23 protein-coding genes are annotated in these 26,989 nt (G+C 60.0%); 16 read left to right on the top strand and 7 right to left on the bottom strand.

Annotated elements, in window-relative coordinates; genetic code table 11:
- Position 1 precedes the first annotated feature (1 nt).
- Complete coding sequence (gene qhpC, locus AC1RMX_RS24965) at positions 2-325, top strand: quinohemoprotein amine dehydrogenase subunit gamma (RefSeq protein ID WP_008016081.1); 324 nt, start codon at positions 2-4, stop codon at positions 323-325.
- 23 nt (positions 326-348) lie between these two features.
- Positions 349-1,470 (top strand): quinohemoprotein amine dehydrogenase subunit beta, encoded by a 1,122-nt coding sequence (peaD, locus tag AC1RMX_RS24960; protein ID WP_493066498.1) that lies wholly within the window; start codon positions 349-351, stop codon positions 1,468-1,470.
- Positions 1,471-1,520: 50 nt separating this feature from the next.
- On the opposite strand, the gene AC1RMX_RS24955 is transcribed toward peaD, so the two are convergent.
- Positions 1,521-1,925: a lysozyme inhibitor LprI family protein gene (locus AC1RMX_RS24955; RefSeq protein WP_493073327.1), complete on the bottom strand. Its 405-nt coding sequence runs from the start codon at positions 1,923-1,925 to the stop codon at positions 1,521-1,523.
- 134 nt (positions 1,926-2,059) lie between these two features.
- Between AC1RMX_RS24955 and AC1RMX_RS24950 the strand changes: the two genes are divergently transcribed.
- The gene (locus AC1RMX_RS24950) at positions 2,060-2,548 is read left to right on the top strand and encodes an SRPBCC family protein (RefSeq protein WP_085713126.1); all 489 of its coding nucleotides are present in this window, start codon (positions 2,060-2,062) and stop codon (positions 2,546-2,548) included.
- Positions 2,541-3,356: an aminoglycoside phosphotransferase family protein gene (locus AC1RMX_RS24945; RefSeq protein WP_493073350.1), complete on the top strand. Its 816-nt coding sequence runs from the start codon at positions 2,541-2,543 to the stop codon at positions 3,354-3,356. The genes AC1RMX_RS24950 and AC1RMX_RS24945 overlap by 8 nt, the downstream gene beginning before the upstream one ends.
- A gap of 289 nt (positions 3,357-3,645) precedes the next feature.
- On the opposite strand, the gene acnA is transcribed toward AC1RMX_RS24945, so the two are convergent.
- The gene (gene acnA, locus AC1RMX_RS24940) at positions 3,646-6,387 is read right to left on the bottom strand and encodes an aconitate hydratase AcnA (protein ID WP_493073325.1); all 2,742 of its coding nucleotides are present in this window, start codon (positions 6,385-6,387) and stop codon (positions 3,646-3,648) included.
- 364 nt (positions 6,388-6,751) lie between these two features.
- Between acnA and rlmM the strand changes: the two genes are divergently transcribed.
- Together rlmM and tusA are read left to right on the top strand one after the other, a co-directional pair.
- Positions 6,752-7,825, top strand: coding sequence for a 23S rRNA (cytidine(2498)-2'-O)-methyltransferase RlmM (gene rlmM / locus AC1RMX_RS24935; RefSeq protein WP_096822098.1), 1,074 nt, complete (start codon positions 6,752-6,754; stop codon positions 7,823-7,825).
- A 65-nt stretch (positions 7,826-7,890) separates the two neighbouring features.
- A complete protein-coding gene (gene tusA, locus AC1RMX_RS24930) occupies positions 7,891-8,142 on the top strand; it encodes a sulfurtransferase TusA (protein WP_007953079.1) in 252 nt (83 codons plus the stop codon).
- 50 nt (positions 8,143-8,192) lie between these two features.
- Here the strand turns inward: tusA and AC1RMX_RS24925 are convergent, their stop codons facing one another.
- Complete coding sequence (locus AC1RMX_RS24925; protein ID WP_493073324.1) at positions 8,193-9,602, bottom strand: MATE family efflux transporter; 1,410 nt, start codon at positions 9,600-9,602, stop codon at positions 8,193-8,195.
- 178 nt (positions 9,603-9,780) lie between these two features.
- Between AC1RMX_RS24925 and pdxB the strand changes: the two genes are divergently transcribed.
- Complete coding sequence (gene pdxB / locus AC1RMX_RS24920) at positions 9,781-10,923, top strand: 4-phosphoerythronate dehydrogenase PdxB (protein WP_102621850.1); 1,143 nt, start codon at positions 9,781-9,783, stop codon at positions 10,921-10,923.
- Between the two features lie 57 nt (positions 10,924-10,980).
- On the opposite strand, the gene AC1RMX_RS24915 is transcribed toward pdxB, so the two are convergent.
- Complete coding sequence (locus AC1RMX_RS24915) at positions 10,981-11,160, bottom strand: PA1571 family protein (RefSeq protein WP_065260694.1); 180 nt, start codon at positions 11,158-11,160, stop codon at positions 10,981-10,983.
- Positions 11,161-11,418: 258 nt separating this feature from the next.
- Here AC1RMX_RS24915 and AC1RMX_RS24910 point away from each other — a divergent pair, with 258 nt between their 5' ends.
- Positions 11,419-13,212 carry an ABC transporter transmembrane domain-containing protein gene (locus AC1RMX_RS24910; protein ID WP_493073323.1) on the top strand — a complete coding sequence of 598 codons (1,794 nt, stop codon included), beginning with the start codon at positions 11,419-11,421 and terminating at the stop codon, positions 13,210-13,212.
- A gap of 81 nt (positions 13,213-13,293) precedes the next feature.
- Here AC1RMX_RS24910 and AC1RMX_RS24905 read toward each other — a convergent pair whose 3' ends face one another.
- On the bottom strand, positions 13,294-15,222 hold the full coding sequence (locus tag AC1RMX_RS24905) for a transglycosylase SLT domain-containing protein (protein WP_096822095.1): 1,929 nt from the start codon (positions 15,220-15,222) through the stop codon (positions 13,294-13,296).
- A 213-nt stretch (positions 15,223-15,435) separates the two neighbouring features.
- On the opposite strand from AC1RMX_RS24905, the gene AC1RMX_RS24900 reads away from it, so the two are divergent.
- On the top strand, positions 15,436-17,358 hold the full coding sequence (locus tag AC1RMX_RS24900) for an ATP-binding cassette domain-containing protein (RefSeq protein WP_096822094.1): 1,923 nt from the start codon (positions 15,436-15,438) through the stop codon (positions 17,356-17,358).
- Between the two features lie 76 nt (positions 17,359-17,434).
- On the opposite strand, the gene AC1RMX_RS24895 is transcribed toward AC1RMX_RS24900, so the two are convergent.
- Positions 17,435-17,872, bottom strand: coding sequence for a universal stress protein (locus AC1RMX_RS24895; RefSeq protein ID WP_047295289.1), 438 nt, complete (start codon positions 17,870-17,872; stop codon positions 17,435-17,437).
- A 103-nt stretch (positions 17,873-17,975) separates the two neighbouring features.
- Between AC1RMX_RS24895 and AC1RMX_RS24890 the strand changes: the two genes are divergently transcribed.
- The 7 genes from AC1RMX_RS24890 to AC1RMX_RS24860 all read left to right on the top strand — a co-directional run bounded on the left by AC1RMX_RS24890 (position 17,976) and on the right by AC1RMX_RS24860 (position 26,426).
- Positions 17,976-18,413, top strand: a complete 438-nt coding sequence (locus tag AC1RMX_RS24890; RefSeq protein WP_096822093.1) for a hypothetical protein — start codon at positions 17,976-17,978, stop codon at positions 18,411-18,413.
- 540 nt (positions 18,414-18,953) lie between these two features.
- Positions 18,954-21,101 (top strand): fatty acid oxidation complex subunit alpha FadB, encoded by a 2,148-nt coding sequence (gene fadB / locus AC1RMX_RS24885; protein ID WP_493073321.1) that lies wholly within the window; start codon positions 18,954-18,956, stop codon positions 21,099-21,101.
- A 32-nt stretch (positions 21,102-21,133) separates the two neighbouring features.
- A complete protein-coding gene (gene fadA, locus AC1RMX_RS24880; RefSeq protein WP_085608206.1) occupies positions 21,134-22,309 on the top strand; it encodes an acetyl-CoA C-acyltransferase FadA in 1,176 nt (391 codons plus the stop codon).
- A 99-nt stretch (positions 22,310-22,408) separates the two neighbouring features.
- Positions 22,409-22,645 carry a DUF1653 domain-containing protein gene (locus AC1RMX_RS24875; protein ID WP_007953059.1) on the top strand — a complete coding sequence of 79 codons (237 nt, stop codon included), beginning with the start codon at positions 22,409-22,411 and terminating at the stop codon, positions 22,643-22,645.
- A gap of 114 nt (positions 22,646-22,759) precedes the next feature.
- Positions 22,760-25,390 carry a type I DNA topoisomerase gene (topA, locus tag AC1RMX_RS24870; RefSeq protein WP_096822091.1) on the top strand — a complete coding sequence of 877 codons (2,631 nt, stop codon included), beginning with the start codon at positions 22,760-22,762 and terminating at the stop codon, positions 25,388-25,390.
- Positions 25,391-25,561: 171 nt separating this feature from the next.
- Positions 25,562-26,086, top strand: a complete 525-nt coding sequence (locus AC1RMX_RS24865) for a DUF6586 family protein (protein ID WP_493073320.1) — start codon at positions 25,562-25,564, stop codon at positions 26,084-26,086.
- Between the two features lie 106 nt (positions 26,087-26,192).
- The gene (locus AC1RMX_RS24860) at positions 26,193-26,426 is read left to right on the top strand and encodes a hypothetical protein (RefSeq protein WP_003226592.1); all 234 of its coding nucleotides are present in this window, start codon (positions 26,193-26,195) and stop codon (positions 26,424-26,426) included.
- 79 nt (positions 26,427-26,505) lie between these two features.
- Here the strand turns inward: AC1RMX_RS24860 and sulA are convergent, their stop codons facing one another.
- Entirely contained in the window at positions 26,506-26,979 is a 474-nt protein-coding gene (gene sulA, locus AC1RMX_RS24855) for an SOS-induced cell division inhibitor SulA (RefSeq protein WP_096822090.1), read from the bottom strand.
- Positions 26,980-26,989 lie beyond the last annotated feature (10 nt).

Genomic DNA, 26,989 nt, shown 5'->3' with positions numbered 1-26,989 from the left:
TATGAAACATCTCAAGGCAATCAATAACAAAGCGTTGAAGCTGGATCAGGCCGCGGATGAAAACCGCATCGAAGAAGTGGTGGCGATGAGCTCCGTCGCCGGCTGTGCCTCGACCACCGACCCGGGTTGGGAAATCGATGCGTTCGGCGGGGTGTCGTCGCTGTGCCAGCCGATGGAAGCCGACCTGTATGGCTGCTCCGACCCATGCTGGTGGCCGGCCCAGGTGCCGGACATGATGAGCACCTACCCGGACTGGAACAAGGATGCCCAGGCGTCCAACGACAACTGGCGCAACCTCGGCACTGTCTTCCCGAAAGACAAGTGATCCCTAAGAAGAAGGATTCCAGCATGCCTAGCCTCAACAAAGCCTGCGGCCTTGCCGCACTCGCGGTCCTGAGCGCCTGTTCGCTCCCGGTTCTGGCCGATGAAAACACCGCGCTGCAGGACGGTCACGAGTACATGTTGACCACCAATTACCCGAACAACCTGCATGTCATCGACCTGGCGACCGACACCTTGTACAAGACCTGCAAGATGCCCGACGCCTTTGGCCCCGGGACCGTGCAGCTGTCGCCGGATCGCAAGACCGCGTATGTGCTGAACAACCATTACGCCGATGTTTACGGTGTCGAACTGGACAGCTGCAAGCAGGTGTTCCACGCCAGCATCACCCAGCAACCGGGGGAGAAAGCGCGGTCGATGTTCGCCTTCACCGTCAGCCATGACGGCAAGGAGCTGTACACCATCGCCAACCCGACGTTGATGCTCAACGACCACTACGAGGTCAAGCAGCCGCGTCTGGACGTTTACGCCACCGATGCCGGAATGAACGCCAAACCGGTGCGCAGCTTCCCGGCGCCACGGCAGTTGACGATCATGCAGAGCGGCGATGACGGCACGTTGTATGTAGCTGGCGCTGATGTGTACAAGGTCGATGTGAAGAGCGGAAAGTTCGACGTGCTGATCCCCAGCCGCCACTGGAAACGCCCGAATTACAGCGCGCCGGACGTGCTCTACGTGTGGAACCAGCAGACTTACCGCCACGATTTCTCGCTGCTGTACACCGCCGCCAAGTTCAAGGACAAGAAGCAGGATCCGGCCACTGCCGAGTATCTGTACGGACTGTTCAGCATCGACCTGAAGACCGGCAAGACCGAAACCACTGATTTTGGCCCGCTGACCGAAATCTATTTCAGTGGCATGCGCTCACCGAAGGATCCGAACCTGATGTTCGGTGTGCTCAATCGTCTGGCGAAGTACGACATCAAGCAGAAGAAGCTGATTCAGGCGGCCACGCTGGACCATTCCTACTACTGCATTTCGTTCAACAAGGACGGCAGCAAAATCTATCTCGCCGGGACGTTCAACGACGTGGCGATCTTTGATGCCGCGACCATGAAACAGACCGGCAGCATCAAATTGCCGGGTGGGGATATGGCGATTACCACGGCGCAGATTTTTGTTCGGTAATTTTGTATTGCCTGAGCTGCCGCAGTCGCGAGCAGCTCAGGTTTTGAATATCAGGCCCCTGGCACCGGGCAGCCCACATCCCCTTCCTCACACTTCAAATACTGCTTGAGAGCCTCGGTTCGACCCTTGGTCACACGCGTGATGCATACGCTGTAGATCATCGGGTACATACTTCCGCCCTTTACGCCCGACGCCGAAAATTCGCATTCGGCATCGCGAAACCCAATCCACGCCCGCTGAGCACTGACCAGCAGTTTCTTGCTGGCAGGTTCTTCTTTCAGCCGTGCGGTGATCTGCTGATACACCGTGTTCAACTCTTTATCCGCCGCTTTGCTCTCTTGCCCGGCGCACTGATTCATCGTCGCCTGATCGCTGGCATTGGCGCAGTCCACGGCCGCGTGGGCGACGGCAGTGAAAAAAAAGGGTGTCAGGGCCAGAAGCAGGCGTGGGGACATGGGGTTTCTCGCTGTTTGCGGTGAAGAAATGTGCAGTGTAGACAGGCGAAGGATGATTTTGATCAGTCGTTTGATACAACTTCGCATTGGACATGTGGTCATACAAGCCTACTGTTCAAAACAGGAGGTGACGTATGAAACCAGTACCCAACAGCTTTGAACGTAAAATCATGCTCAGGTCGCCACGCTCCCATGTCTGGCGTGCGCTGGTCGATGCCGAGGCGTTTGGCCAGTGGTTTGGCGTGGCTCTGGAAGGGCGGCGGTTTATCGCGGGCGAGTGGACGCAGGGGCAGGTCACGTACCCCGGTTATGAACATGTGCTCTGGAACGTGCTGGTGGAGCGTGTCGAGCCCCAGCAGTTGTTTTCCTTCCGTTGGCACCCGTATGCGGTGAACCCGAAAATCGATTACTCCCAGGAACCGACCACACTGGTCAAATTCGAGCTGCAGGACTACGAGAACGGCACGCTGCTGAAGGTCTCCGAGTCAGGTTTTGCGCACATTCCCGACGTCCGCCAAAAAGAGGCGTACTACATGGACAGCCGTGGCTGGGAGGAGCAATTGAGCCGACTCGAACACTTTCTGGCCGAGACCGACAGGGCACGCGAGCGTGAAGGTGGCTGACAGCGAGTGGTTTGATCCGTGGTTGAAGCGTTGGGCGCTGGTGCCCGACGGTGTTCCGATCATCACGCCGGGCAGCAAGTTGTTGCCGGTGCGTCAGGGTGACGTACCGGCGATGCTGAAAGTCGCGGTGGACGATGAGGAAAAGTACGGCAACCTGCTGATGACCTGGTGGAACGGCGACGGCGCCGCCCGGGTGCTCGCTCATCACGAGGAAGGACTGCTTCTGGAGCGGGCCACGGGTCAACGTTCGTTGATGAATATGGCGCTCAATGGCGAAGATGACGAGGCGACCCGCATCATGTGCCGGGCCTTGGCGCGGTTGCATGCGCCGCGATCCACGGAGCCGCCTGCGTTAGTGGAGCTGGCACCGTGGTTTGCCTCGCTGCGAGTGTCCGCCGCCCGATACGGCGGCCAATATTCTGTTTGCCTGCAAATGGCTGAAACCGTGCTCGCCGAACCCCGGGAGATTGTTGTGCTGCACGGTGACATGCACCACGACAACGTCCTCGATTTTGGCTCGCGCGGCTGGCTCGCCATCGATCCGAAACGGGTGCGGGGCGAGCGTGGCTACGACTACGCCAACCTGATCTGCAACCCGGAATTGCCGACGGCCGCTGATCCTGAACGCTTTCAACGGCAAGTCGATGTGATCTGCGAAACGGCAGGGCTGGACCGCCGGCGTCTCTTGCAATGGGTGCTGGCGTTTGCCGGACTGTCTGCCGCGTGGTTCATGGAGGATGACGAACAAAAAGCCGCCGCCGGACAGCTGGAAGTCGCGTATCTGGCGGCTTGCGCGCTCGATGCCTGACACGTCTAAGGGTTTTCGGAAGGGGTGCTATGGCGAATGTCTTACACGCGGTGGTAGCTTTGTCGACTATTGCCGATTGGATCCAGAGCGTAATCTAGCCTCATCAACTGAAGCACAGGGAGTGTTTCAGGATCACGGATGATCGACCATTAGCAAGGATCGCTGCCGACAGGGAGTCGATAATGGTCTTGGGAAAAACCCGCTTCGGCGGGTTTTTTTTCGCCTATGGAAAAGTACCGTGCCCAAACAGAAACACCGCCGATTGGCGGTGTTTCTGCATCTGCAGGTTTTACGAGGCGATCAACTGCCGCAACACGTAATGCAGGATCCCGCCGGACTTGAAGTACTCCACCTCGTTAAGGGTGTCGATGCGGCACAGCACTTCGATTTTCTCCTGACGCCCGTCTTCTCGGGTGATCACCAGGGTCAGGTTCATCCTTGGCGTCAGCTCGACTCCGGTCAGACCCTGAATCTCCAGGGTTTCCTTGCCGGTGAGGTTCAGGCTCTTGCGGTTCTGATCCAGCTTGAACTGCAACGGCAGCACGCCCATGCCTACCAGGTTGGAACGGTGGATTCGCTCGAAGCTTTCAGCGATCACCGCTTTAACTCCCAGCAGGTTGGTACCCTTGGCGGCCCAGTCGCGGCTGGAGCCGGTGCCGTATTCTTGCCCGGCAATCACCACCAGCGGCGTGCCCGAGGCCTGATAACGCATGGCCGCGTCGTAGATCGCCAGTTTCTCGCCGGTCGGAATGTAGATCGTGTTGCCACCTTCTTCGCCGCCGAGCATTTCGTTACGGATGCGGATGTTGGCGAAAGTGCCGCGCATCATCACTTCATGGTTGCCCCGGCGTGAGCCGTAGGAGTTGAAGTCCCGTGGTTCGACGCCTTGCTCGCGCAGGTAACGCCCGGCCGGGCTGTCGGCCTTGATGTTGCCGGCGGGGGAGATGTGGTCAGTGGTCACCGAATCGCCCAGCAACGCCAGCACTCGCGCGCCTTTCACATCGGCGATCACCGGCAATGGCCCGGCGATGTCATCGAAGAACGGCGGATGCTGGATGTAAGTCGAATCTGCCTGCCAGACGTAGGTCGCGGCTTGCGGCACTTCGATGGCTTGCCACTGTTCGTCACCGGCAAACACCTCGGCGTACTCCTTGTGGAACATCGCCGTATTGACCTGATTCACCGCGTCGGCGATTTCCTTGCTGCTTGGCCAGATGTCACGTAGGTAAACCGGATTGCCCTGCTGGTCGTTGCCCAGCGGTTCGCTGCTGATGTCGGTGCGCACACTGCCGGCCAGGGCGTAGGCGACGACCAGCGGCGGTGACGCCAGCCAGTTGGTTTTCACCAGCGGATGCACCCGGCCTTCGAAGTTGCGGTTGCCGGACAGCACCGAAGCGACGGTCAGGTCGGCCTTCTGGATGGCTTTTTCGATCGGTTCCGGCAGCGGCCCGGAGTTGCCGATGCAGGTGGTGCAACCATACCCAACCAGTGAAAACCCGAGCTGATCGAGGTACTGCGTCAGCCCGGCGGCTTTGTAGTAATCGGTGACCACCTTGGAGCCCGGTGCCAGTGAGCTTTTCACCCACGGCTTGCGGGTCAGGCCTTTCTCCACGGCTTTTTTCGCCAGCAGGCCGGCGGCCATCATCACGCTGGGGTTGGAGGTGTTGGTGCAGGACGTGATCGCGGCAATCACCACGGCACCGTTTTTCAGGCGGTAGGTGTGGCCGTCGTACTCGTAATCCGTTTCGCCGACCAGATCAGCATTGCCCACCGCGACACCGCCGCCACCCTCGCTTTCCAGACGTCCTTCTTCCTTGCTGGTGGGTTTGAATTGCAGGTCGAGGAAGTCACTGAAGGCCTGGCCGACATTCGGCAGGGACACCCAGTCCTGTGGGCGTTTCGGCCCGGCGAGGCTGGCTTCGACGCTGCTCATGTCCAGCGCCAGGCTGTCGGTGAACACCGGTTCCTGACCAGGCAGACGCCACAGGCCCTGAGCCTTGGTGTAGGCCTCGACCAGTTTCACCACTTCAGTCGGCCGGCCGGACAGGCGCAGGTATTCGAGGGTTACGTCATCGACCGGGAAGAAACCGCAGGTCGCGCCATATTCCGGGGCCATGTTGGCGATGGTCGCGCGGTCGGCCAGCGGCAGGTCGGCGAGGCCGTCGCCATAGAACTCGACGAATTTGCCGACCACGCCTTTCTTGCGCAGCATCTGGGTCACGGTCAGCACCAGGTCGGTGGCGGTGATGCCTTCCTTGAGCTTGCCGGTGAGTTTGAAGCCGATTACTTCGGGAATCAGCATCGACACCGGTTGCCCGAGCATCGCCGCTTCCGCCTCGATCCCGCCGACGCCCCAGCCGAGTACGCCGAGGCCGTTGATCATGGTGGTATGGGAGTCGGTGCCGACCAGTGTGTCGGGGAAGGCATAGGTGCGGCCGTCTTCGTCCTTGGTCCACACCGTGCGTCCGAGGTATTCGAGGTTGACCTGGTGGCAGATCCCGGTGCCCGGCGGCACCACGCTGAAGTTGTCGAAGGCGCTCTGGCCCCAGCGCAGGAAGGCGTAGCGTTCGCCATTGCGCTGCATTTCGATGTCGACGTTCTGTTCGAATGCGCTGGCGCTGCCGAATTTATCGACCATCACCGAGTGGTCGATCACCAGATCCACCGGCGACAGCGGGTTGATCCGCTGCGGATCGCCGCCAGCCTTGGCCATGGCGGCGCGCATCGCGGCCAGATCGACCACGGCCGGTACGCCGGTAAAGTCCTGCATCAGCACCCGGGCAGGGCGGTACTGGATTTCCCGGTCGGAGCGGCGCTCCTTGAGCCACGCGGCAATCGCCTTGAGGTCGGCGCCGGTGACGGTTTTTTCATCTTCCCAGCGCAGCAGGTTTTCCAGCAGCACCTTCAGCGACATGGGCAGCTTGTCGATATTGCCCAGGCTTTTGGCAGCATCCGGCAGGCTGAAGTAGTGGTAAGTCTTGTCATCGACTTTCAAGGTTTTAAGGGTGTTCAGGCTATCAAGGGACGGCATTACGATCACTCCTTTCAGGCTGTTTGAAAACTACTGCGCTCGGCAATCCTGCGTTAAAAACAGGCTCGGAATGCTCATTTACAACTCGTAGACTCCGCTTCCAAGCCTGTTTTTGCCTTGTCTTGCCTTCGCTCGCTACGTTTTCAAACAGCCTGTTTGAGTCCGCACGGCTACGGACTGAGGGGACGGGCAGAGCTATCAACGTAGCCCTGTTTTCAGTAGCTGGCTAATAACTGGACTCTATGGGCAAGTCCAAGGTTCCGACATGGGCTATCATGCGCCGGTTTTCGTGACAGGCTTTGCTTCAACGCAGGTCTGGGCATCGCGCAGGGGATGAATGATCGCCCTCTGCCCAGGAGTAAGAATGAACACCCTATTCATGCATTGCCGGCCAGGCTTCGAAGGCGAAGTCTGCTCGGAGATTTCCGACCTCGCCGCCCAACTGAACGTGGCCGGCTACGCCAAGGCCAAACCGGCGACCGCTTGCGCCGAGTTCGTCTGCACCGAAGAAGACGGCGCCGAGCGCCTGATGCGTGGCCAGCGTTTCGCCGAGCTGATCTTCCCGCGCCAGTGGGCGCGTGGACTTTTCATCGATCTGCCGGAAACCGACCGCATCAGCGTGATCCTCGCGCACATGGCCGAATTCCCGGTGTGCGGCAGCTTGTGGCTGGAAGTCGTCGACACCAACGACGGCAAGGAACTGTCGAACTTCTGCAAGAAGTTCGAAGGCCCGCTGCGCAAGGCGCTGACCGGCGCCGGCAAACTGGTGGACGACGCCAGCAAGCCACGCCTGCTGCTGACCTTCAAGAGCGGTCGTGAGGTGTTCCTCGGTCTGGCCGATGCCGGTAACTCGGCGATGTGGCCGATGGGCATTCCGCGTCTGAAATTTCCGCGCGAGGCGCCGAGCCGTTCGACCCTGAAGCTGGAAGAGGCCTGGCATCACTTCATTCCCCGCGATCAGTGGGAAGATCGCCTGCACAGCGACATGACCGGTGTCGACCTCGGCGCTGCGCCGGGCGGCTGGACCTGGCAACTGGTCAATCGCGGCATGCTGGTGACGGCCATTGACAACGGCCCGATGGCCGAAAGCCTGATGGACACCGGCCTGGTGCAGCACTTGATGGCCGACGGTTTCACCTTCAAACCCAAGCAACCGGTGGACTGGATGGTCTGCGACATCGTCGAGAAGCCGGCGCGCAACGCCGCGATGCTCGAAGAGTGGATCGGCGAGGGTCATTGCCGGGAAGCGGTGGTCAACCTCAAGTTGCCGATGAAGCAGCGTTACGCCGAAGTGAAGCGTCTACTCGAGCGTATCGCCGATGGTTTCAAGGCCCGCGGGATCAAGGTCGATATCGGCTGCAAGCAGCTATACCACGACCGCGAGGAAGTGACCTGCCATTTGCGCCGCCATGACGTGAAGAAAGCCAAAGCCCGCTGAGCGCGCGACAGGTGACCGAACACCCGGCATTGGGCGACAATGCCGGCCAGTTTCAGGAGTGAATCATGAGTGAAATGATTGATACGCCGGTCGACGGCACCCTCGATGCTACGGGCCTCAACTGCCCGGAGCCGGTGATGATGCTGCACCAGCACATTCGTGACCTGGTGCCCGGCGGCCTGCTCAAGGTGATCGCCACCGACCCGTCGACCCGTCGCGACATCCCCAAGTTCTGCGTGTTTCTCGACCATGAACTGGTCGGGCAGCACGAAGAGGCCGGGACCTATCTGTACTGGATCCGCAAGAAGTCCGGTTGATCGGAAGGCAAAAAAAAGACCTGCATGTGCAGGTCTTTTTTTATCGCCGATCAGCCCATCGAGCGGCTGATGCGAATGCGTTTGCGCGCACTGCGCGTCAGGCGAATCGACAGCATCAGCGCCGCACAGCTCAGGCCGACGATCAGGCCTTCCCACAAGCCGCTCGGGCCGCGAGGCTCGCCGAGCCAGTCGGTCAGGCCGAGGGCGTAACCCACCGGCAGGCCGATACCCCAGTAGGCGAACAGGGTGAGGATCATCGTTACCCGCGTGTCCTGATAACCGCGCAGGGCGCCAGCGGCGGTGACCTGAATCGCGTCGGAGAACTGGAACAGCGCGGAGTACACGATCAGCATCGCGGCGATGTGAATTACCATCGGATCCGACGTGTAGATCGCCGCAATGTGTTCGCGCATCAGCAGCATCATGCTCGCTGACAGGCAGGCGTAGGCCAGGGCAGTGCCCATGCCGACACCCGCCGCGAAACGCGCTTCACGGGGTTCTTCACGGCCCAGGGCCTGGCCGACCCGCACGGTCACGGCCATGCCCAGCGAATACGGAATCATGAACACCAGCGAGCTGACGTTCAGCGCGATCTGGTGCCCGGCCACCACGGTGGCGCCAAGGCTGCCGATCAGCAGCGCGATCACCGCGAAGATGCTCGATTCGGCAAATACCGCGACGCCGATCGGCAGACCGATGGCCAGCAAGCGTTTGATCACCGCCCATTGCGGCCAGTCGAAACGGCTGAACAGTTCGCTCGACTTGTAGGCCGGCGCCCAGCGCTCATAACCGGCCAGGCCCAGTGCCATCACCCACATCACGATCGCTGTGGCCCAGCCGCAACCGACGCCGCCCATGGCCGGCACACCGAAGTGGCCGTAAATGAACACGTAGTTCAGCGGAATGTTCAGCGCCAGGCCGCACAGGCCCAGCACCATCGCCGGCCGGGTGCGGCCGAGGCCGTCGCTGGTGCAGCGCAGCACATGGTAGAACGCCACCGCCGGCAGACCGCTGGCGATGCCGTGCAGGTATTGCATGCACGGGCCGATCAGCTCCGGATCGACTTTCATCAGGTGCAGGATCGGTTCGGCGCTGAACAGCAGGGTGGTCGCCATCAGTCCGACCACCAGCGCCAGCCACAAGGCCTGGCGTACGATCGGGCCGATCTCGCTGTGGGTGCCGGCGCCGAAGCGCTGGGCGACTTTCGGCGTGGTGGCCAGCAGGGTGCCGGTCATCAGCAGAAACACCGGCACCCAGATCGAGTTGCCCAGCGCCACGGCCGCCAGATCCTTTGGCCCGACGCGCCCGGCCATCACCGCATCGACGAAGCCCATGGCGGTGGTCGCCAGTTGCGCGATCATGATCGGCAGGGCCAGGCCGAGCAGATTCTTCAGCTCCAGGCGAACCCGGGCAGGGCGGTTGAGGGAAACGGCGTCAGGGCGTTCAGTTACGGAATTCACAGGCAAAGCGTCCACAGGGGTTGATGCGCAAGGCCGGGCATTCTACGCCGCTGACGTAATGGTCAGGAAAAATCCTCTGTTGCGGATTTGTAATCGTCCCGCCTTATCAAGAATCACAGCCTGCTGGCTCATCGCAGTGTCAGCGCCTACACTGCCGATCCGCCCAAGGAGCCCTGCCATGCTGATTGTTGCCGACGAAAATATCCCGCTGCTCGATGCTTTTTTTGCCGGTTTCGGCGAGATCCGCCGGGTGCCGGGCCGTTCCATTGACCGGGCCACGGTCGAACAGGCCGACGTGCTGCTGGTGCGCTCGGTAACTAACGTCAATCGTGCGTTGCTCGAAGGCAGCAAGGTGCGGTTTGTCGGCACCTGCACCATCGGCACCGATCATCTGGATCTCGAATACTTCAATGAGGCCGGCATCACCTGGTCCAGTGCGCCCGGCTGCAATGCCCGGGGCGTGGTGGATTACGTGCTCGGCAGCCTGATGACCCTGGCCGAAATCGAAGGCGTCGATTTGAGTGAGCGCACTTATGGCGTGATCGGCGCCGGTGAAGTGGGCGGTCGCTTGATCAAGGTGCTCAAAGGGCTGGGTTGGAACGTGAAAGTCTGCGATCCGCCGCGTCAGGCAGCCGAGGGCGGTGACTATGTCAGCCTGGAGCAGATCATCCAGCAGTGCGACGTAATCAGTCTGCACACGCCACTGACCCGCAACGGCGACGGCGCGACCTGGCACTTGTTCGACGAACAGCGTTTACAGCAACTCAAGCCCGGCGCCTGGCTGATCAACGCCGCCCGTGGCCCGGTGGTGGATAACGCCGCGTTGCGCGAAGTGCTGCTGGAACGTGAAGACCTGCAGGCGGTGCTTGACGTGTGGGAAGCCGAACCGCAAGTCGATGTGGCGTTGGCTGAACTCTGCGTACTGGCGACGCCGCATATCGCCGGTTACAGCCTCGATGGCAAGCAACGCGGCACGGCGCAGATCTATCAGGCTTACTGCGAATTCATCGGTCAGCCGGCCAGCATTCAGCTCAGCGATCTGTTGCCGGCACCGTGGTTGTCGGAAGTTTCCCTGCATGCCGACAGCGATCCGGCCTGGGCGCTGGCGATGTTGTGCCGTGGTGTGTACGACCCGCGCCGGGACGATGCGGATTTCCGCCGCACCCTGTTGGGTAGCGTCGGTGAGCAACGTGCCGCGTTTGATGTGTTGCGCAAACAGTATCCGGTGCGCCGCGAGATCGAAGGGCTGAAAGTGCGGATCGAGGGGCATTCCCCGGCGTTGCAGCAGATCGTGACGGCGCTGGGCGCTGTGGCCGTTTAAATCGCGGGCAGAAAAAACCCGGCCTCCAGGGGCCGGGTCAGGAAGACGGTGGCGATATCACTTTTGTTCGGCAGGCTTGACCAATCGCTTCTCCAGTTCGCGGCAGGCGTTCTGGATCATGTCTTCAGTGATTGGCACTTCGCGCCCATCCTTATCGATAATCGAGCAACCCAGAGGTTGGCCGGGCTTGGTGCGGATCACTTGAATCTTGTCATCGCTGCTGTGTTGCAAGGACATGGCCTGTCTCCTCATCAGGTTGTGTATGCACAATAAAACCGTCAGGTGACCAGGCTGTGACAACTCCCTTCGATCTTTCCGGAACGGTATCTCCACTCAAGCAGAAATGACCGTTCGTCTCAACCCGGGCATTAGACCGATAGCATCTAGGGGGTAGTCTGGCCGGTCATAATTAACCTGACTCATTGTGATTTGCAGAGTTCCACCCCATTGAGTGTCCAGGCTGGCCCCATTAATCAGCACACGACGTGAACCTGTATGATCCCGATGCTTTCCTCGCGCCACCGCCGGGCCCTGCGCCTGACCAGTCATTTTCTTCAGCCTTATCGCTGGCAGGCCTTCGGCGCACTGCTCGCGCTGATCGTCACGGCCGGCATTACGTTGTCGATGGGGCAGGGCATCAAACTGCTGGTCGACCAAGGCTTCATGACTCAGTCGCCGCACCTGCTCAACCAGTCCATTGGTCTATTCATGCTGTTGGTGTTGGGGCTCGCGGTCGGCACCTTTGCCCGGTTTTATCTGGTGTCATGGATCGGTGAACGGGTGGTGGCTGACATTCGCCGGCAGGTGTTCAACCATCTGGTGTACCTGCATCCCGGGTTCTACGAGGACAACCGCAGTTCGGAAATCCAGTCACGCCTGACCGCTGACACAACATTGCTGCAATCGGTGATCGGCTCGTCGCTGTCGCTGTTCCTGCGTAATTTGCTGATGGTCATTGGCGGTGTGGTGCTGCTGTTCATCACCAACCCCAAACTCACCAGCATCGTGGTGATCGCGCTGCCATTGGTGATTGCGCCGATCCTGATATTCGGGCGCCGCGTGCGTAATCTTTCGCGGCTGAGTCAGGACCGGATCGCCGACATTGGCAGTTACGTGTCGGAAACCCTCGGCCAGATCAAAACGGTGCAGGCCTACAACCATCAGGTGCAGGACGAACAACGTTTCGCCAGCACCGTCGAGCAAGCGTTCGAAACGGCGCGCAAACGGATTTTCCAGCGGGCCTGGCTGATCACGCTGGTGATCGTACTGGTGCTCGGTGCCGTCGCGGTGATGTTGTGGGTCGGCGGCATGGACGTGATTGCCGGGCGAATTTCAGCCGGTGAGCTGGCGGCGTTCGTGTTCTACAGCCTGATCGTCGGCAGTGCGTTTGGTACGTTGAGTGAAGTGATCGGTGAATTGCAGCGGGCAGCCGGTGCTGCTGAGCGTATAGCCGAGTTGCTGCGTTCCGAAAACATCATCCAGCCACCGAAAGCCGGACTGGTGACCTTGCCGGAGCGGATCAAAGGTGAGCTGGCGTTGCAGGACGTGCGCTTTTCCTACCCTTCGCGTCCCGAAAGCTTTGCCGTTGACGGCTTGAGTCTGACGGTCAATGCAGGCGAAACCCTTGCGCTTGTAGGCCCGTCTGGGGCGGGCAAGTCCACGGTGTATGACTTGCTGCTGCGCTTCTACGATCCGCGCGAAGGCCGGATTCTGATTGATGGCGTGCCACTGACGAGCCTTGATCCTTTGGATTTGCGCCGCTGTTTCGCACTGGTTTCGCAGACCCCGGCGCTGTTCTTCGGTAGCGTCGAAGAAAACATTCGCTACGGTTGCCCGACCGCCACCCTGGAACAAGTGCAGGAGGCGGCAAAAATCGCCCACGCCCACGATTTCATCGAACAAATGCCCGACGGCTACCAGACCCATCTGGGCGACGGCGGTCTCGGTCTGTCAGGCGGCCAACGCCAGCGCCTGGCCATCGCCCGGGCGCTGCTGGTCGACGCGCCGATCCTGCTGCTGGACGAAGCCACCAGCGCCCTCGATGCCCAGAGCGAACACCTGATCCAGCAAGCCCTGCCGAGCCTGATGCAAAACCGCACCACCCTGGTGATCGCCCACCGCTTGGCCACAGTGAAAAACGCTGATCGGATTGCGGTGATGGACCAGGGCAAGCTGGTGGCGATTGGTACGCATCAGGAGCTGATCGCGAGCAATCCGCTGTATGCGCGGTTGGCGGCGTTGCAGTTCAGTGATGGGCATCTGGCTTCGACCGACCCAGTAACCGACTAAGTAACCGACCCAGTCGAGCGCCATAAAAAATGCCCGCATCTCTCGATGCGGGCATTTTTGTTTACGTCGATCTTTGCACGATCACTGATCGTCAAAGTACCGCTCATGCCAGTCCACCAGCGGTTGCGGCGAGTTGAGTTTCTGGCCGTAGATCACCGAGTAGGACAGCACGTTCTGCACGTACTGGCGGGTTTCGTCGAACGGGATGCTTTCCACCCACACGTCGAAGCTCAGGTGATCGGCGCCGCGTAGCCACTGACGCACGCGGCCGGGGCCGGCGTTGTAGGCGGCGGAGGCGAGCACGCGGTTGCCGTTGAACTGGCTGTGCACCTGGCTCAGGTAGGCGGCGCCGAGCTGGATGTTCTTGTCCGGATCGAGCACTTGCTGCGGCGAGGCCAGAGGGATGCTGAACTTGCGCGCGGTTTCCTTGGCGGTACCGGGCATCAGTTGCATCAGGCCGCTGGCGCCGACACCGGAGCGGGCGTCGTCCATGAAGGCGCTTTCCTGACGGGTGATGGCGAACACCCAGCTCGAATGCAGGCCGCGCACCTTGGCTTCACGCACCAGGGTGTCGCGGTGGGCCATCGGGAAGCGGATGTCCAGGTCGTCCCAGTATTGCGCCTGGCTGATAGTGCGGATCGCCGGGAAATACCACTTCAGGTCGTAGGCCAGTTTGGCCTGGGCGACCATTTCATCGCGGTTGAAGTGACGGCTGACGTGGTACCACTCGCGACGCCCGTCGACGATCTGCCCGCGGGCATGAAACTCCAGCGCGCGGCGTACGCCGGGCGTGTTGCGCACCTTGTTGATGGTGGCCTGGCTGAGTACCAGCGGTTTGTTGACCAGCGAATAAGGCAGCTGCGAGCGATCGGCGGCAAGGAAACCGTAGAAGTCCCGTTCCCGTGCGAGGCTCTTGTACAGCGTCTGCGCTTCCGGGTTCTGCGGTTGCGCCAGTTCCAGGCTGCGAGCCTGCCAGTAGCGCCAGCGGTTGGTGGTGGCCAGATCCTGCGGCAGGCGGCGGGTCAACTGATAGGCGTCGTCCCAGCGCGCCAGACGCAGCAACAGGCGCAGGCGCCATTCGGAAACAGTGTTGTCGCGCAGTTCCGGGTCATATTTGGTCATCACGTCCAGCGCACGGCTGTCGAAACGACGGGCGAGGGTCAGGCCGATTTCCCGGGCGATCGCGACTTTTTCATCCCGGGAGAAATGCATGCTGCTGGCGTAGCCGTCGAGCAGGTCCATGGCCTTGTCCGGATCCTGACGCGCCAGACGGCGCAGGCCGAGGCTGACAATGTCCGACATCGGCTCGTCGGCCGGCGTGAAGCGCGACGGCTGGTTGAGCAGTTCCGGTTTCTGCGCGACATCCACCAGTAGACGCCCGCGTGGGGCAAGGGTGGTCAGGCCGTTGACCAGACTGTTGGCCAGCGGATAGTTGCGTGTCTGAGCAGCGAGCTTGGTGCGTTCCCAGCGTTTTTGCTCGGTCAACTGGCCGTCGGCAGCCCAGATCCCAAACAGCGCATCACACGCCGCCGGTTGGGATTTGCCGGTCAGCCAAAGCTTGTCGGCGTTGGCATAACCCTCGGCCTTGCGGCCACTGCTGATCTGGTACTGCGCGTTCAGGCAGTCCAGCTCGGTGAAGTTGAGTTTCGGGTCGTAATACTTGACGAAGGTCGCCCATTCACCGCGGTCGGCCAACCAGCGCAACCAGCGCAGCTTCATCCAGTTGGCCTGGGGCAGGTCACCGTGTTCGGCGAGGAATTTTTCGATTTCCGCGTTGCTGGCGGTCTTCAGGCGGGCGGTCAACTCGTCGTAGGCCAGGTATGGCTCCAGCGGATAATCGGCGAGGGCCTGGCTGTAACGGAAGTACGGGCCGGTGTCGCCCTTGGCCAGGGCGCGTTTGGCCTCATCGTAATACTGGCGCTGGGTGGACAGGTCCACCGCCTGGGCGGATTGGGCAGCAGCGGCGGTGAGTAGCAAACAGGACAAAACACTGAAAAGGCGACTGCGCATGAGACATCCGGGCAGAGAAATCATGACAAGTGCCGACAGTGGCGGCACTGAATTGTCTGTAGCTTAGCCTTTTGCCAGCAGCCGGCGAAAGCTTTGCGGGCCTTGCGGCACAAGTTCGCAACAATTGTTGTGCAGAGTGCGTCAGCGGCGAAATTGCCGGCCTGCTCGGGTCCCGATTCAGGTAGAATGCGCGCCCGGTTTTTGGAGAAGCTCATGACCCTGCTCAAATTCAGCGATGTGTCCCTTGCATTCGGCGCGATGCCGTTGTTGGACAAGGTGTCCTGGCAGATCGCCCGTGGTGAGCGGGTGTGCATCATCGGCCGCAACGGCACTGGCAAGTCCAGCATGATGAAACTGGTCAAGGGCGACCAGAAGCCTGATGACGGCTCGGTGTGGCGTGCCCCCGGTCTGAAAATCGGTGAATTGCCGCAGGAATTGCCGGTCGCCGACGAGCGGACAGTGTTCGACGTGGTCGCCGAAGGCCTCGACGGTGTTGGCGCCTTGCTCGCCGAATACCATCACCTGAGCCAGAACATCGTCACCGACGCCGATCTGGACAAGCTGATGCACGTCCAGCATGACCTTGAAGCCCGTGACGGCTGGCGTTTGCAGACCCTGGTCGACAGCACCCTCAGCCGCCTGCAACTGCCGGCCGACAAGACCCTCGCCGAGTTGTCCGGCGGCTGGCGTCGTCGCGTGCTGCTGGCGCAGGCGCTGGTGTCCGAGCCGGATCTGCTGCTGCTCGACGAACCGACCAACCACCTGGACATCGGTGCGATTGCCTGGCTCGAAGAAGCACTGAAGGATTTCCAGGGTGCCGTGCTGTTCATCACGCACGACCGTTCCTTCCTGCAAAACCTCGCCACCCGCATCCTCGAACTGGATCGCGGCGGCCTGATCGACTGGAACGGCGACTACGCCAGTTTTCTGGTTCACAAAGAAGCCGCACTGGCTGCTGAAGAAACCGCCAACGCGCTGTTCGACAAGCGTCTGGCCCAGGAAGAAGTGTGGATTCGTCAGGGTATCAAGGCCCGTCGTACCCGTAACGAAGGCCGCGTACGTGCGCTGAAAGCCCTGCGCGTGGAGCGCAGTGAGCGTCGCGAGCGCACCGGCAAGGCCAACATCCAGCTGGATACCGCAGAGAAGTCCGGCAAGCAGGTGATGGTGCTGGATAACGTGAGCTTCGCGCATCCAGGCGGTCCGTTCCTGATCCGCGATTTTTCCATGGTGCTGCAGCGCGGCGACCGGATCGGTCTGCTCGGCGCCAACGGTACCGGCAAGACCACCCTGCTGAAACTGATGCTCAGCGGTCTGCAACCGACTAGCGGCAAGGTGGAAGAGGGCACCCGGATCGACGTGGCCTACTTCGACCAGCTGCGCCATCAGCTGGATCTGGAAAAAACCGTGATCGATAACGTCGCCGAAGGTCGCGACTTCATCGACATCGACGGCCAGAGTCGCCACGTGCTCAGCTACCTCGGCGACTTCCTGTTCAGCCCGCAGCGTGCCCGCACGCCGGTGAAGGCTTTGTCCGGTGGTGAGCGTGCGCGTCTGTTGCTGGCCAAACTGTTCAGCAAGCCAGCGAACCTGCTGGTACTCGACGAACCGACCAACGACCTCGACGTGGAAACCCTCGAGCTGCTCGAAGAAGTGCTGTTGACCTTCAACGGCACTGTGCTGATGGTCAGCCACGACCGGGCATTCCTCGACAACGTGGTGACCAGCACCCTGGTCTTCGAAGGTGAAGGCAAGGTTCGCGAATACGTCGGTGGCTATCAGGACTGGATCCGTCAGGGCGGTTCGCCGCGTCTGTTGGGCGTGACCGAAAGCAAGTCCGGCAAGGCTGACCTGAATTCGGCGGTGGTCACTGCCGAGCCGGCTCCGGTCGCCGCGCCTGTTGCTGCGGCCCCGGCTGCGAAGAAGAAGCTGAGCTACAAGCTTCAGCGCGAGCTGGAAGCGTTGCCGGGCGACATCGACGCCAAGGAGCAGCAGATCGCTGCTGTTGAGGCTGAAATGGCTGAAGCCGGTTTCTACCAGCGTCCGCCAGCCGAAACGGCCAAAGTCATTGCTTCGCTGGAGCAGTTGCAGGCTGAGCTGGATGCGTTGGTAGAGCGTTGGGCCGAGCTGGACGCCTGATAGCTTCCTGTCATGAAAAAGCCCGGCGTCCAGTGATGGGCGCCGGGCTTTTTTAGCTTTTCATAAGAGAGCGGGATCAGCGTTTGACCAGGTGCACCGCCAGCACATCGCAAGGCGCGCCGTGCAGTACATCGTTGGCGGTCGAGCCCAATAGCAGCGCCAGGCCGTGCCGGCCATGGCTGCCGACCACGATCAGGTCGCATTCCTGATCCTTGGCGAAATGGTGGATTTCCTGGCGTGGCTGACCATAGGTCAGGTGGCAGTTGGAGCCTTCCAGTTCGGTGTATTTGTGCTTCAGGCGCTCGAGGCGCTCCTTGGCCTGATCGAACTGCTGTTGTTGCAGTTGTGACAGATCCATCGGCACGTCACCCCCGAAGGCCATGGCCATCGGTTCGACGATATGCACCAGCGACAGCTTGGCGCCATTGCTCACCGACAGCTCTCGGGCGCGGTGGATCACAGGGTCGCACTCTTCGGTCAGATCTACGGCGACCAGGATATGGTGGTAGGGCATGAGGTGCTCCTCGTGAGGGATCAATATTGTTAAGTATGGCTGGTTTCAAGCGCATTGGTTCCAAAGTGACGCAATGGGCTCATCAAGATTCGGGAGTAGAGATATGACGGTCTGGCTGGTGGTGTCAATCCTGCTGGTGGTGTTGAGCCCCCTGGCGTGGTTGCGCCCGTCCCGTGCACAGAGTGGCCGGATAGCCTTGCGCACGGAGGCCCGGCGCATCGGGTTGGCCATGCAGCTGGCGCCTCAGGAATGGCCGCACTGGCTGTCTCAGGAGCCGCCCAATCCGTGTGCGCAATACCATCGGCCGCGGCGCAGCAAGCAGCCGGTGTGCTGGACGTACTGGCAGAAATCCCCGGGCGTGTGGGTCAATCAGTGGCAGGAAGCCTGTGAGGACCCGCTTCTGCTGAATCATTTCGAGAAATTGCCGGGCAACGTTTTCAAGGTTGAAGCCGACAAGCAGATGATCGCGCTCTATTGGGGCGAGAAAGGCGAAGCGGCGGTTTTGCTGGAGATTGATGCCACGCTGAAAGCGCTGGCATGACTCGCGGACTTTTCGCGCTGCAACGGTGCGAAACGTCCGGCAGACGAGCAATAAAAAGCCCGACATGATTCATCGGGCGGGGTTGGCCAGGCAGGCCGGAAATTCTTTTTGGCGTTGATCCGGTCAGGTCCGGTCAGCAAAAGTGCGCCTGTTTTCCTTCGTAGTCCAGCCAGCGTAGCCTGTTAAACAAGGCCTGCAGCGAATTAGGGCGACTTTTCTAACTATTAATCTTATGAATGCCCTCACATGCAAGCATGTGTTGGCGGGCTGCGTCTTACAGAAATGACCGCAAAGTCGCATTTCAACCCGTATTTAGGGCGATTGACAATTGTCGGAAATTCCGTGAAGGTGGCGTACCCAAATCAAACGGGCGTATGAATTGAGCGTTTGTATTGCAGACTGCTCCTACAGAATCCCGACTATCGCGTTGGCGGGTGTGCCGGGTGGATTGGTGTCAGCATTGACGAAAAAGCGTCCTGCCGAGCCATTCGCCTGCGTCCGACGTGTACTGTTCAGCTTCCATATCGTGGAGATCAGTTGATGATTTACGAAGGTAAAGCCATCACGGTTAAAGCTCTTGAAAGTGGCATCGTCGAATTGAAATTCGACCTCAAGGGTGAGTCCGTCAACAAGTTCAACCGTCTTACCCTGAACGAACTGCGTCAGGCCGTAGACACCATCAAGGCAGATGCTTCGATCAAGGGCGTGATCGTCAGCAGTGGCAAGGACGTGTTCATCGTCGGCGCCGACATCACCGAATTTGTCGACAACTTCAAGCTGCCGGATGCCGAGCTGGTTGCTGGCAATCTCGAAGCCAACAAGATCTTCAGCGATTTCGAAGACCTCAACGTTCCGACCGTCGTCGCGATCAACGGCATCGCCCTGGGTGGCGGTCTGGAAATGTGCCTGGCCGCGGACTACCGCGTCATGTCCACCAAGGCCAAGATCGGTCTGCCGGAAGTCAAACTGGGCATCTACCCGGGCTTCGGCGGTACCGTGCGTCTGCCGCGCCTGATCGGTGCCGACAACGCTATCGAGTGGATTGCCGCCGGCAAGGAAAACCGTCCTGAAGACGCGCTGAAAGTCGGCGCTGTCGATGCCGTGGTTGCTCCTGAAAAACTGCAGGACGCGGCCCTTGAACTGATCAAACGCGCCATCTCCGGCGAGTTCGACTACAAGGCCAAGCGCCAGCCGAAGCTGGAAAAGCTCAAGCTGAACGCCATTGAACAAATGATGGCTTTCGAAACCGCCAAAGGTTTCGTGGCTGGCCAGGCCGGCCCGAACTACCCGGCACCGGTCGAAGCGATCAAGACCATCCAGAAAGCCGCGAACTTCGGTCGCGACAAGGCGCTGGAAGTCGAAGCCGCAGGTTTCGTGAAACTGGCCAAGACCTCTGCCGCGCAGAGCTTGATCGGTCTGTTCCTGAACGATCAGGAACTGAAGAAAAAGGCCAAGGCCTACGACGAAATCGCCAAAGATGTGAAGCAGGCTGCCGTACTGGGCGCCGGCATCATGGGTGGCGGTATCGCCTATCAGTCGGCCTCCAAAGGTACGCCGATCCTGATGAAGGACATCAACGAACACGGTATCGAGCAAGGTCTGGCGGAAGCCGCCAAGCTGCTGGTCGGCCGCGTTGATAAAGGCCGCATGACCGCCGCGAAAATGGCTGAAGTGCTCAACGGTATTCGTCCTACGCTGTCTTACGGCGATTTCGGTCACGTTGACCTGGTCGTTGAAGCTGTAGTCGAGAACCCGAAAGTCAAGCAAGCCGTTCTGGCGGAAGTCGAAGACAAGGTCAAAGAGGACACCATCCTCGCGTCCAACACCTCGACCATTTCCATCAGCCTGCTGGCCAAGGCCCTCAAGCGTCCGGAAAACTTCGTCGGCATGCACTTCTTCAACCCGGTGCACATGATGCCGCTGGTGGAAGTGATCCGTGGCGAGAAGTCCAGCGAGCTGGCTGTTGCCACCACCGTTGCCTACGCCAAGAAAATGGGCAAGAACCCGATCGTCGTCAACGACTGCCCGGGCTTCCTGGTCAACCGCGTACTGTTCCCGTACTTCGGCGGTTTCGCCAAACTGGTCAGCGCCGGTGTGGACTTCGTCCGTATCGACAAGATCATGGAAAAATTCGGCTGGCCGATGGGCCCGGCATACCTGATGGACGTGGTCGGCATCGACACCGGCCACCACGGTCGTGACGTGATGGCTGAAGGTTTCCCGGATCGCATGAAGGACGACCGTCGTTCGGCCATTGACGTGCTTTACGAAGCCAAGCGTCTGGGTCAGAAGAACGGCAAGGGCTTCTATGCCTACGAGGCCGACAAGAAAGGCAAGCAGAAGAAAGTCGCCGACCCGTCGGTACTGGAAGTGCTCAAGCCGATCGTCTACGAGCAGCGTGAAGTCACTGACGAAGACATCATCAACTGGATGATGATCCCGCTGTGCCTGGAAACCGTGCGTTGCCTGGAAGACGGCATCGTCGAAACCGCTGCCGAAGCCGACATGGGTCTGGTCTACGGTATTGGTTTCCCTCCATTCCGTGGCGGTGCGCTGCGTTACATCGATTCGATCGGTGTTGCCGAGTTCGTTGCCCTGGCCGACCAGTACGCTGATTTGGGCGCGCTCTACCACCCGACCGCGAAGCTGCGTGAAATGGCCAAAACCGGCCAACGGTTCTTCGGTTAAGCGTCCCAACTTTTGAGCGAGAGTGAAATTTTATGAGCTTGAATCCAAGAGACGTCGTGATTGTCGACTTCGGTCGTACTCCGATGGGCCGCTCCAAGGGCGGCATGCACCGCAACACCCGCGCTGAAGACATGTCGGCGCACCTGATCAGCAAACTGCTGGAACGCAACGCCAAGGTCGATCCTGCCGAAGTCGAGGACGTGATCTGGGGCTGTGTGAACCAGACCCTGGAGCAGGGCTGGAACATCGCGCGCATGGCGTCGCTGATGACCCAGATCCCGCACACCTCGGCCGGCCAGACCGTCAGCCGTCTGTGTGGCTCGTCGATGAGCGCGCTGCACACCGCTGCGCAAGCGATCATGACCGGAAACGGTGACGTGTTCGTGGTTGGCGGCGTCGAGCATATGGGTCACGTAAGCATGATGCACGGTGTCGATCCGAACCCGCACATGTCCCTGTACGCGGCGAAAGCCTCGGGCATGATGGGCCTGACTGCTGAAATGCTCGGCAAGATGCACGGCATCACTCGCGAACAGCAGGACGCCTTTGGCGTGCGTTCCCACCAGCTCGCCCATAAAGCGACTGTGGAAGGCAAGTTCAAGGACGAAATCATCCCGATGCAGGGCTATGACGAGAACGGTTTCCTGAAAACCTTCGACTACGACGAAACCATTCGTCCGGAAACCACCCTGGAAAGCCTGGCGGCTCTGAAGCCGGCGTTCAATCCAAAGGGCGGCACCGTGACTGCCGGTACTTCGTCGCAGATCACCGATGGTGCTTCGTGCATGATCGTGATGTCGGCGCAGCGTGCACAGGACCTGGGCATTCAGCCGCTCGCCGTGATTCGTTCGATGGCAGTGGCAGGTGTGGATCCGGCGATCATGGGCTATGGTCCGGTACCGGCTACTCAGAAAGCACTGAAGCGTGCCGGCCTGGGTATCAACGATATCGACTTCTTCGAGCTCAACGAAGCGTTCGCCGCACAGGCTCTGCCAGTGCTGAAAGACCTGAAAGTGCTCGACAAGATGAACGAGAAGGTTAACCTGCACGGCGGCGCGATCGCCCTGGGTCACCCGTTCGGTTGCTCCGGTGCCCGTATTTCCGGCACCTTGCTGAACGTGATGAAGCAGAATGGCGGCACCTTCGGGGTGGCCACCATGTGCATTGGCCTCGGCCAAGGCATCTCCACCGTCTTCGAACGCGTTTAAGCGTCTCGTCGATGGAAGCCGGGGCCAAGTGCCCCGGTTTTTGTTTTTGCGGATTTATTTTTGTATTTATTTTGAAAAAATTTGAGTGAGGGCCGAAGCGTGCCGATACAACCTGGGCTCTACCAACATTACAAAGGTCCGCAGTACCGCGTATTCAGTGTTGCGCGGCATTCCGAGACCGAAGAAGAAGTGGTCTTTTACCAAGCCCTGTATGGCGATTACGGCTTTTGGGTACGTCCCTTGAGCATGTTCCTGGAGTCCGTCGAAGTTGACGGCGAGCAGGTCCCGCGCTTTGCTTTGGTGCAAGCCGAACCAAGCCTTTTTTCGAAGCCATAAGGCGAGTGCGCGCAAAACCCTGCGCTTGACCTCACCTTGTAGCCACTATATATAGCGGTGCCGCGTCAGGCGCCAACCGCCTTTCACTTCTAGAATTCAGGAATTTTCTGATCCATGGGCAAATCGCTGGTCATTGTGGAATCCCCGGCTAAGGCCAAGACCATCAACAAGTATCTGGGCAACCAATACGTGGTGAAGTCGAGTATCGGCCATATCCGAGACCTGCCCACCAGCGGTTCGGCTAGCGCCAGCAAGGAGCCTGCCGCCAAGCGCGGCAAGGCCGCCGCGGGCGAAGGGCCGGTGCTCTCGCCGAAGGAAAAGGCACGTAAACAGCTCGTTTCGCGCATGGGTGTCGATCCCGATCATGGCTGGAAAGCCAAGTACGAGATCCTCCCGGGCAAGGAAAAAGTCATCGAAGAGCTGCGCCGGCTCGCCAAGGATGCTGACACCATCTATCTCGCAACCGACTTGGATCGCGAGGGGGAAGCCATTGCCTGGCACCTGCGCGAAGCCATCGGTGGTGACGACAGCCGCTACAAGCGCGTGGTGTTCAACGAAATCACCAAGAAAGCGATTCAGGAAGCCTTCTCGGAGCCGGGCGAGCTCGATATCGATCGAGTGAATGCCCAGCAGGCCCGTCGCTTCCTCGACCGCGTCGTGGGTTACATGGTTTCGCCGCTGCTGTGGGCCAAGATCGCTCGCGGCCTGTCCGCCGGTCGTGTGCAATCGGTTGCCGTGAAACTGGTGGTCGAGCGTGAGCGCGAGATTCGCGCGTTCAATCCGGAAGAATACTGGGAAGTGCATGCCGATCTCGGCACCACCAAAGGTTCGACCGTGCGTTTCGAAGTGGCGCGTGAGAAGGGCGAAGCTTTCAAGCCGCTCAACGAAGCTCAGGCCATGGCTGCGCTGGAGAAGCTGAAATCCTCCAGCTACAGCATCGTCAAGCGTGAAGACAAACCGACCAGCAGCAAACCGTCGGCACCGTTCATCACTTCCACCCTGCAACAGGCCGCGAGCAACCGCCTGGGCTTTGGCGTGAAGAAAACCATGATGATGGCTCAGCGTCTGTACGAAGCTGGCTACATCACTTATATGCGTACCGACTCGACCAACCTCTCGGCTGATGCCGTGACGATGGCGCGCGATTACATCGAAACCGAATTCGGCAAGAAGTACCTGCCGGAGTCGCCGAACGTCTATAGCAGCAAGGAAGGCGCACAAGAGGCTCACGAAGCGATCCGTCCTTCCGACGCCAACACCACGCCGAGCAAGCTCGCGGGTATGGAGCGTGATGCTGAGCGCCTCTACGAGCTGATCTGGCGCCAGTTCCTGGCTTGCCAGATGCTGCCGGCTCAATACCTGTCGACCACCGTCAGCGTGGCCGCTGGCGACTTCGAGCTGCGTGCCAAGGGTCGTATCCTTAAGTTCGACGGTTACACCCGCGTTCTGCCGCAAATTGCCAAGCCTGGCGACGACGATGTCCTGCCGGACATGGCGCAGGGCGACGTGATGAAACTGATCAAGCTTGATCCGACCCAGCATTTCACCAAGCCGCCGGCCCGTTACTCGGAAGCCAGCCTGGTGAAGGAAATGGAAAAGCGCGGCATTGGCCGTCCTTCGACCTATGCGGCGATCATTTCGACCATTCAGGATCGCGGTTACGTGACCCTGCATAACCGCCGTTTCTATTCGGAAAAGATGGGCGACATCGTCACCGAGCGTCTGTCGGAGAGTTTCTCGAACCTCATGGACTACGGCTTCACTGCTGGCATGGAAGAAAACCTCGATGACGTGGCCCAGGGCGAGCGCGACTGGAAAAACGTGCTGGACGAGTTCTACGGTGACTTCAAAAAGAAACTTGAAGTAGCCGAGAATCCGGAAGCCGGCATGCGCGCCAATCAGCCGGTAATGACCGACATTCCGTGCACCACCTGCGGCCGTCCGATGCAGATTCGTACTGCCTCTACCGGCGTGTTCCTCGGTTGCTCGGGCTATAGCCTGCCGCCGAAAGAACGCTGCAAGGCCACCGTCAACCTGGTGCCGGGCGATGAAATCGCTGCGGACGACGAGGGCGAATCGGAATCCCTGGTGCTGCGCGGCAAGCATCGCTGCCCGATCTGCAGCACGGCGATGGACGCTTACCTGCTCGACGAAAAGCGCAAGCTGCACATCTGCGGTAACAACCCGGATTGCGCCGGCTATGAAATCGAAGAAGGCAGCTACCGCATCAAGGGCTACGAAGGTCCGAGCCTGGAATGCGACAAGTGCGGCAGCGAGATGCAGCTCAAGACCGGCCGTTTCGGCAAGTTCTTCGGTTGCACCAACGCGACCTGCAAGAACACCCGCAAGCTGCTGAAGAGCGGTGACGCGGCGCCGCCGAAGATGGATCCGGTGAAGATGCCTGAGCTGAAATGCGAAAAGGTCAACGACACCTACATCCTGCGTGACGGTGCGTCCGGTCTGTTCCTGGCGGCCAGTCAGTTCCCGAAAAACCGCGAGACCCGTGCTCCGCTGGTGATCGAGATTCTGCCGCACAAGGATGAGATCGATCCGAAGTACCACTTCCTGTGCGAAGCGCCGCAGAAGGATCCGGATGGTCTGCCAGCAGTGATTCGCTACAGCCGCAAGACCAAGGAGCAATACGTCCAGACCGAAGTCGACGGCAAGCCGACTGGCTGGAAAGCGTTCTTCGACGGTGGCAAGTGGACAGTTGAAGACAAGCGTCCGGCAAAAGCCAAGGCTTGAGCAAACGCTGATATGAAGGTGCGCTGATCAGGCGCCTTCAATACAAAAGGCCGCATGACAACCTTCGGGTTTTCATGCGGCCTTTTTGTTTAAAGCTTGCGGTCGGATCGGCTGATCCATGACACTGTCCGGCCTGTGTGAAGCAATTATTTCGTTGTGGAGAGTGCCGCTATGGCCCACGAACTCTATACCCGTACCAATCAGAAGATCTATTTCGCGGGTCTGTCGCTGGAAGCGCTGGCCAGGGCCGAAGAGGGGCGGGCGATGAATTCGCTGGCGCTGATTCAGGCCGGGCGCGAATCGGCGTTGTTCCATCTCTATGGTGCGCTGCTGGGGTTATGTCACGAAATTGCCGGGTTCTACAGGCTGCCGCAGGCCAATGCGCCGCGGGCTGAAACGCTGCTGACGCGTGAAGTGCTGGAGTCGATTGCCATTCCGGAGTTGGCCGAGATGGTTGAGTTGGCGGGTAATCCGGAAACCTGGCTGGCTAAATTGCTGGCCGCGCATTCGGCGCTGTTTCAGCCACCACGTGTGCCACACAAGCCAAAGGGTGATGTGACCCAGCCGCTGATTCAGGCGGTTAATCTGGATGAAGAGCAGGCGCCCGAAGAATTAAGTCGTGAAGAGCTGGAGAGCTGGCGGCAGAGCCTGAAGGGTCTGGCCATCCGTTTCCGTGAAGGCTTGAACGAGTGCTGATGGCTTCCTGGCTGGCGGCGACGAGATGCGTGCTGCTGGTCAAGATCCTGAGCGAATCCTGAACGATCTCTATATAATCCCTGCCTTTCGTGGAGAACAGACCCATATGCCAACGTCCTTTCTAGAAATTGTCGAGCTACCAGACGGCCGAATCGAACTGCGCAGGGCCGAGGACGAGGGTTCTCTGGTAACTCTGGATTTCTCCGAGGATGCCAAGGCATTTCTGCAGGGCCAACACGTTGAAATTGCCAAGGCGATGCTGAGCGTCGGCGTGCAAATGGCCGGTCGAATGGTTGAAGGCGAGTTTGATAAGGAAGAGGGGCCGCGGGTTCTTCATTGAGCACCGCCCGTCGATTATCCCTTCGGTTCGGCTTCTCTATCCCTTGAGAAGCCCCGCGCTCGAAGTAGCGCGCATGCAGTCAGCCCAGTCGAATATTCAGGCTTTGAGCGTCCCCGGTGCGGGCGGCGCTGATCAGTTGTTGGCGTGAGCCTGAGTTGAGCGGGTTCAACCATGTCACCACCGTATGGCTACGACCCAGGCGCAGGGCTTCGCAAGCCAGTTGCTGAGCGCTCTGTGTGCCGCGCGGGTGCAACAGCAGGATGCGTTCACGATTCAATCCGGCATCCCGCAACCAGGTTTGGGTCAGGCTCGCCGGTGGCGCGATCAGGGTCAGCCAGCGGGCATCCTGGTCATCACTCAATTCGCGAAGAATCGGTGCCAGCAGGTTCAGGCAGTTCCCGGCCGCGCCGCGCAGCGACAGTTCACTGAACGCTTCGGGTTCGACATTCCATGGGCGCTCGGCTACATCCTTGAGGATGGGGGCCAGTGGTTGCGCCAGAAATGCCTCGAACAACGGCAGCTGTGTTTGCTGAGGTGCGTGTGGGAACTGCATAAAGCCTCCT

It is taken from the genome of Pseudomonas sp. GW822-FHT03F04 (assembly GCF_058801405.1).
Note: the sequence above shows the minus strand (reverse complement) of the source record. Positions and strands in the feature narration are given on the sequence as shown.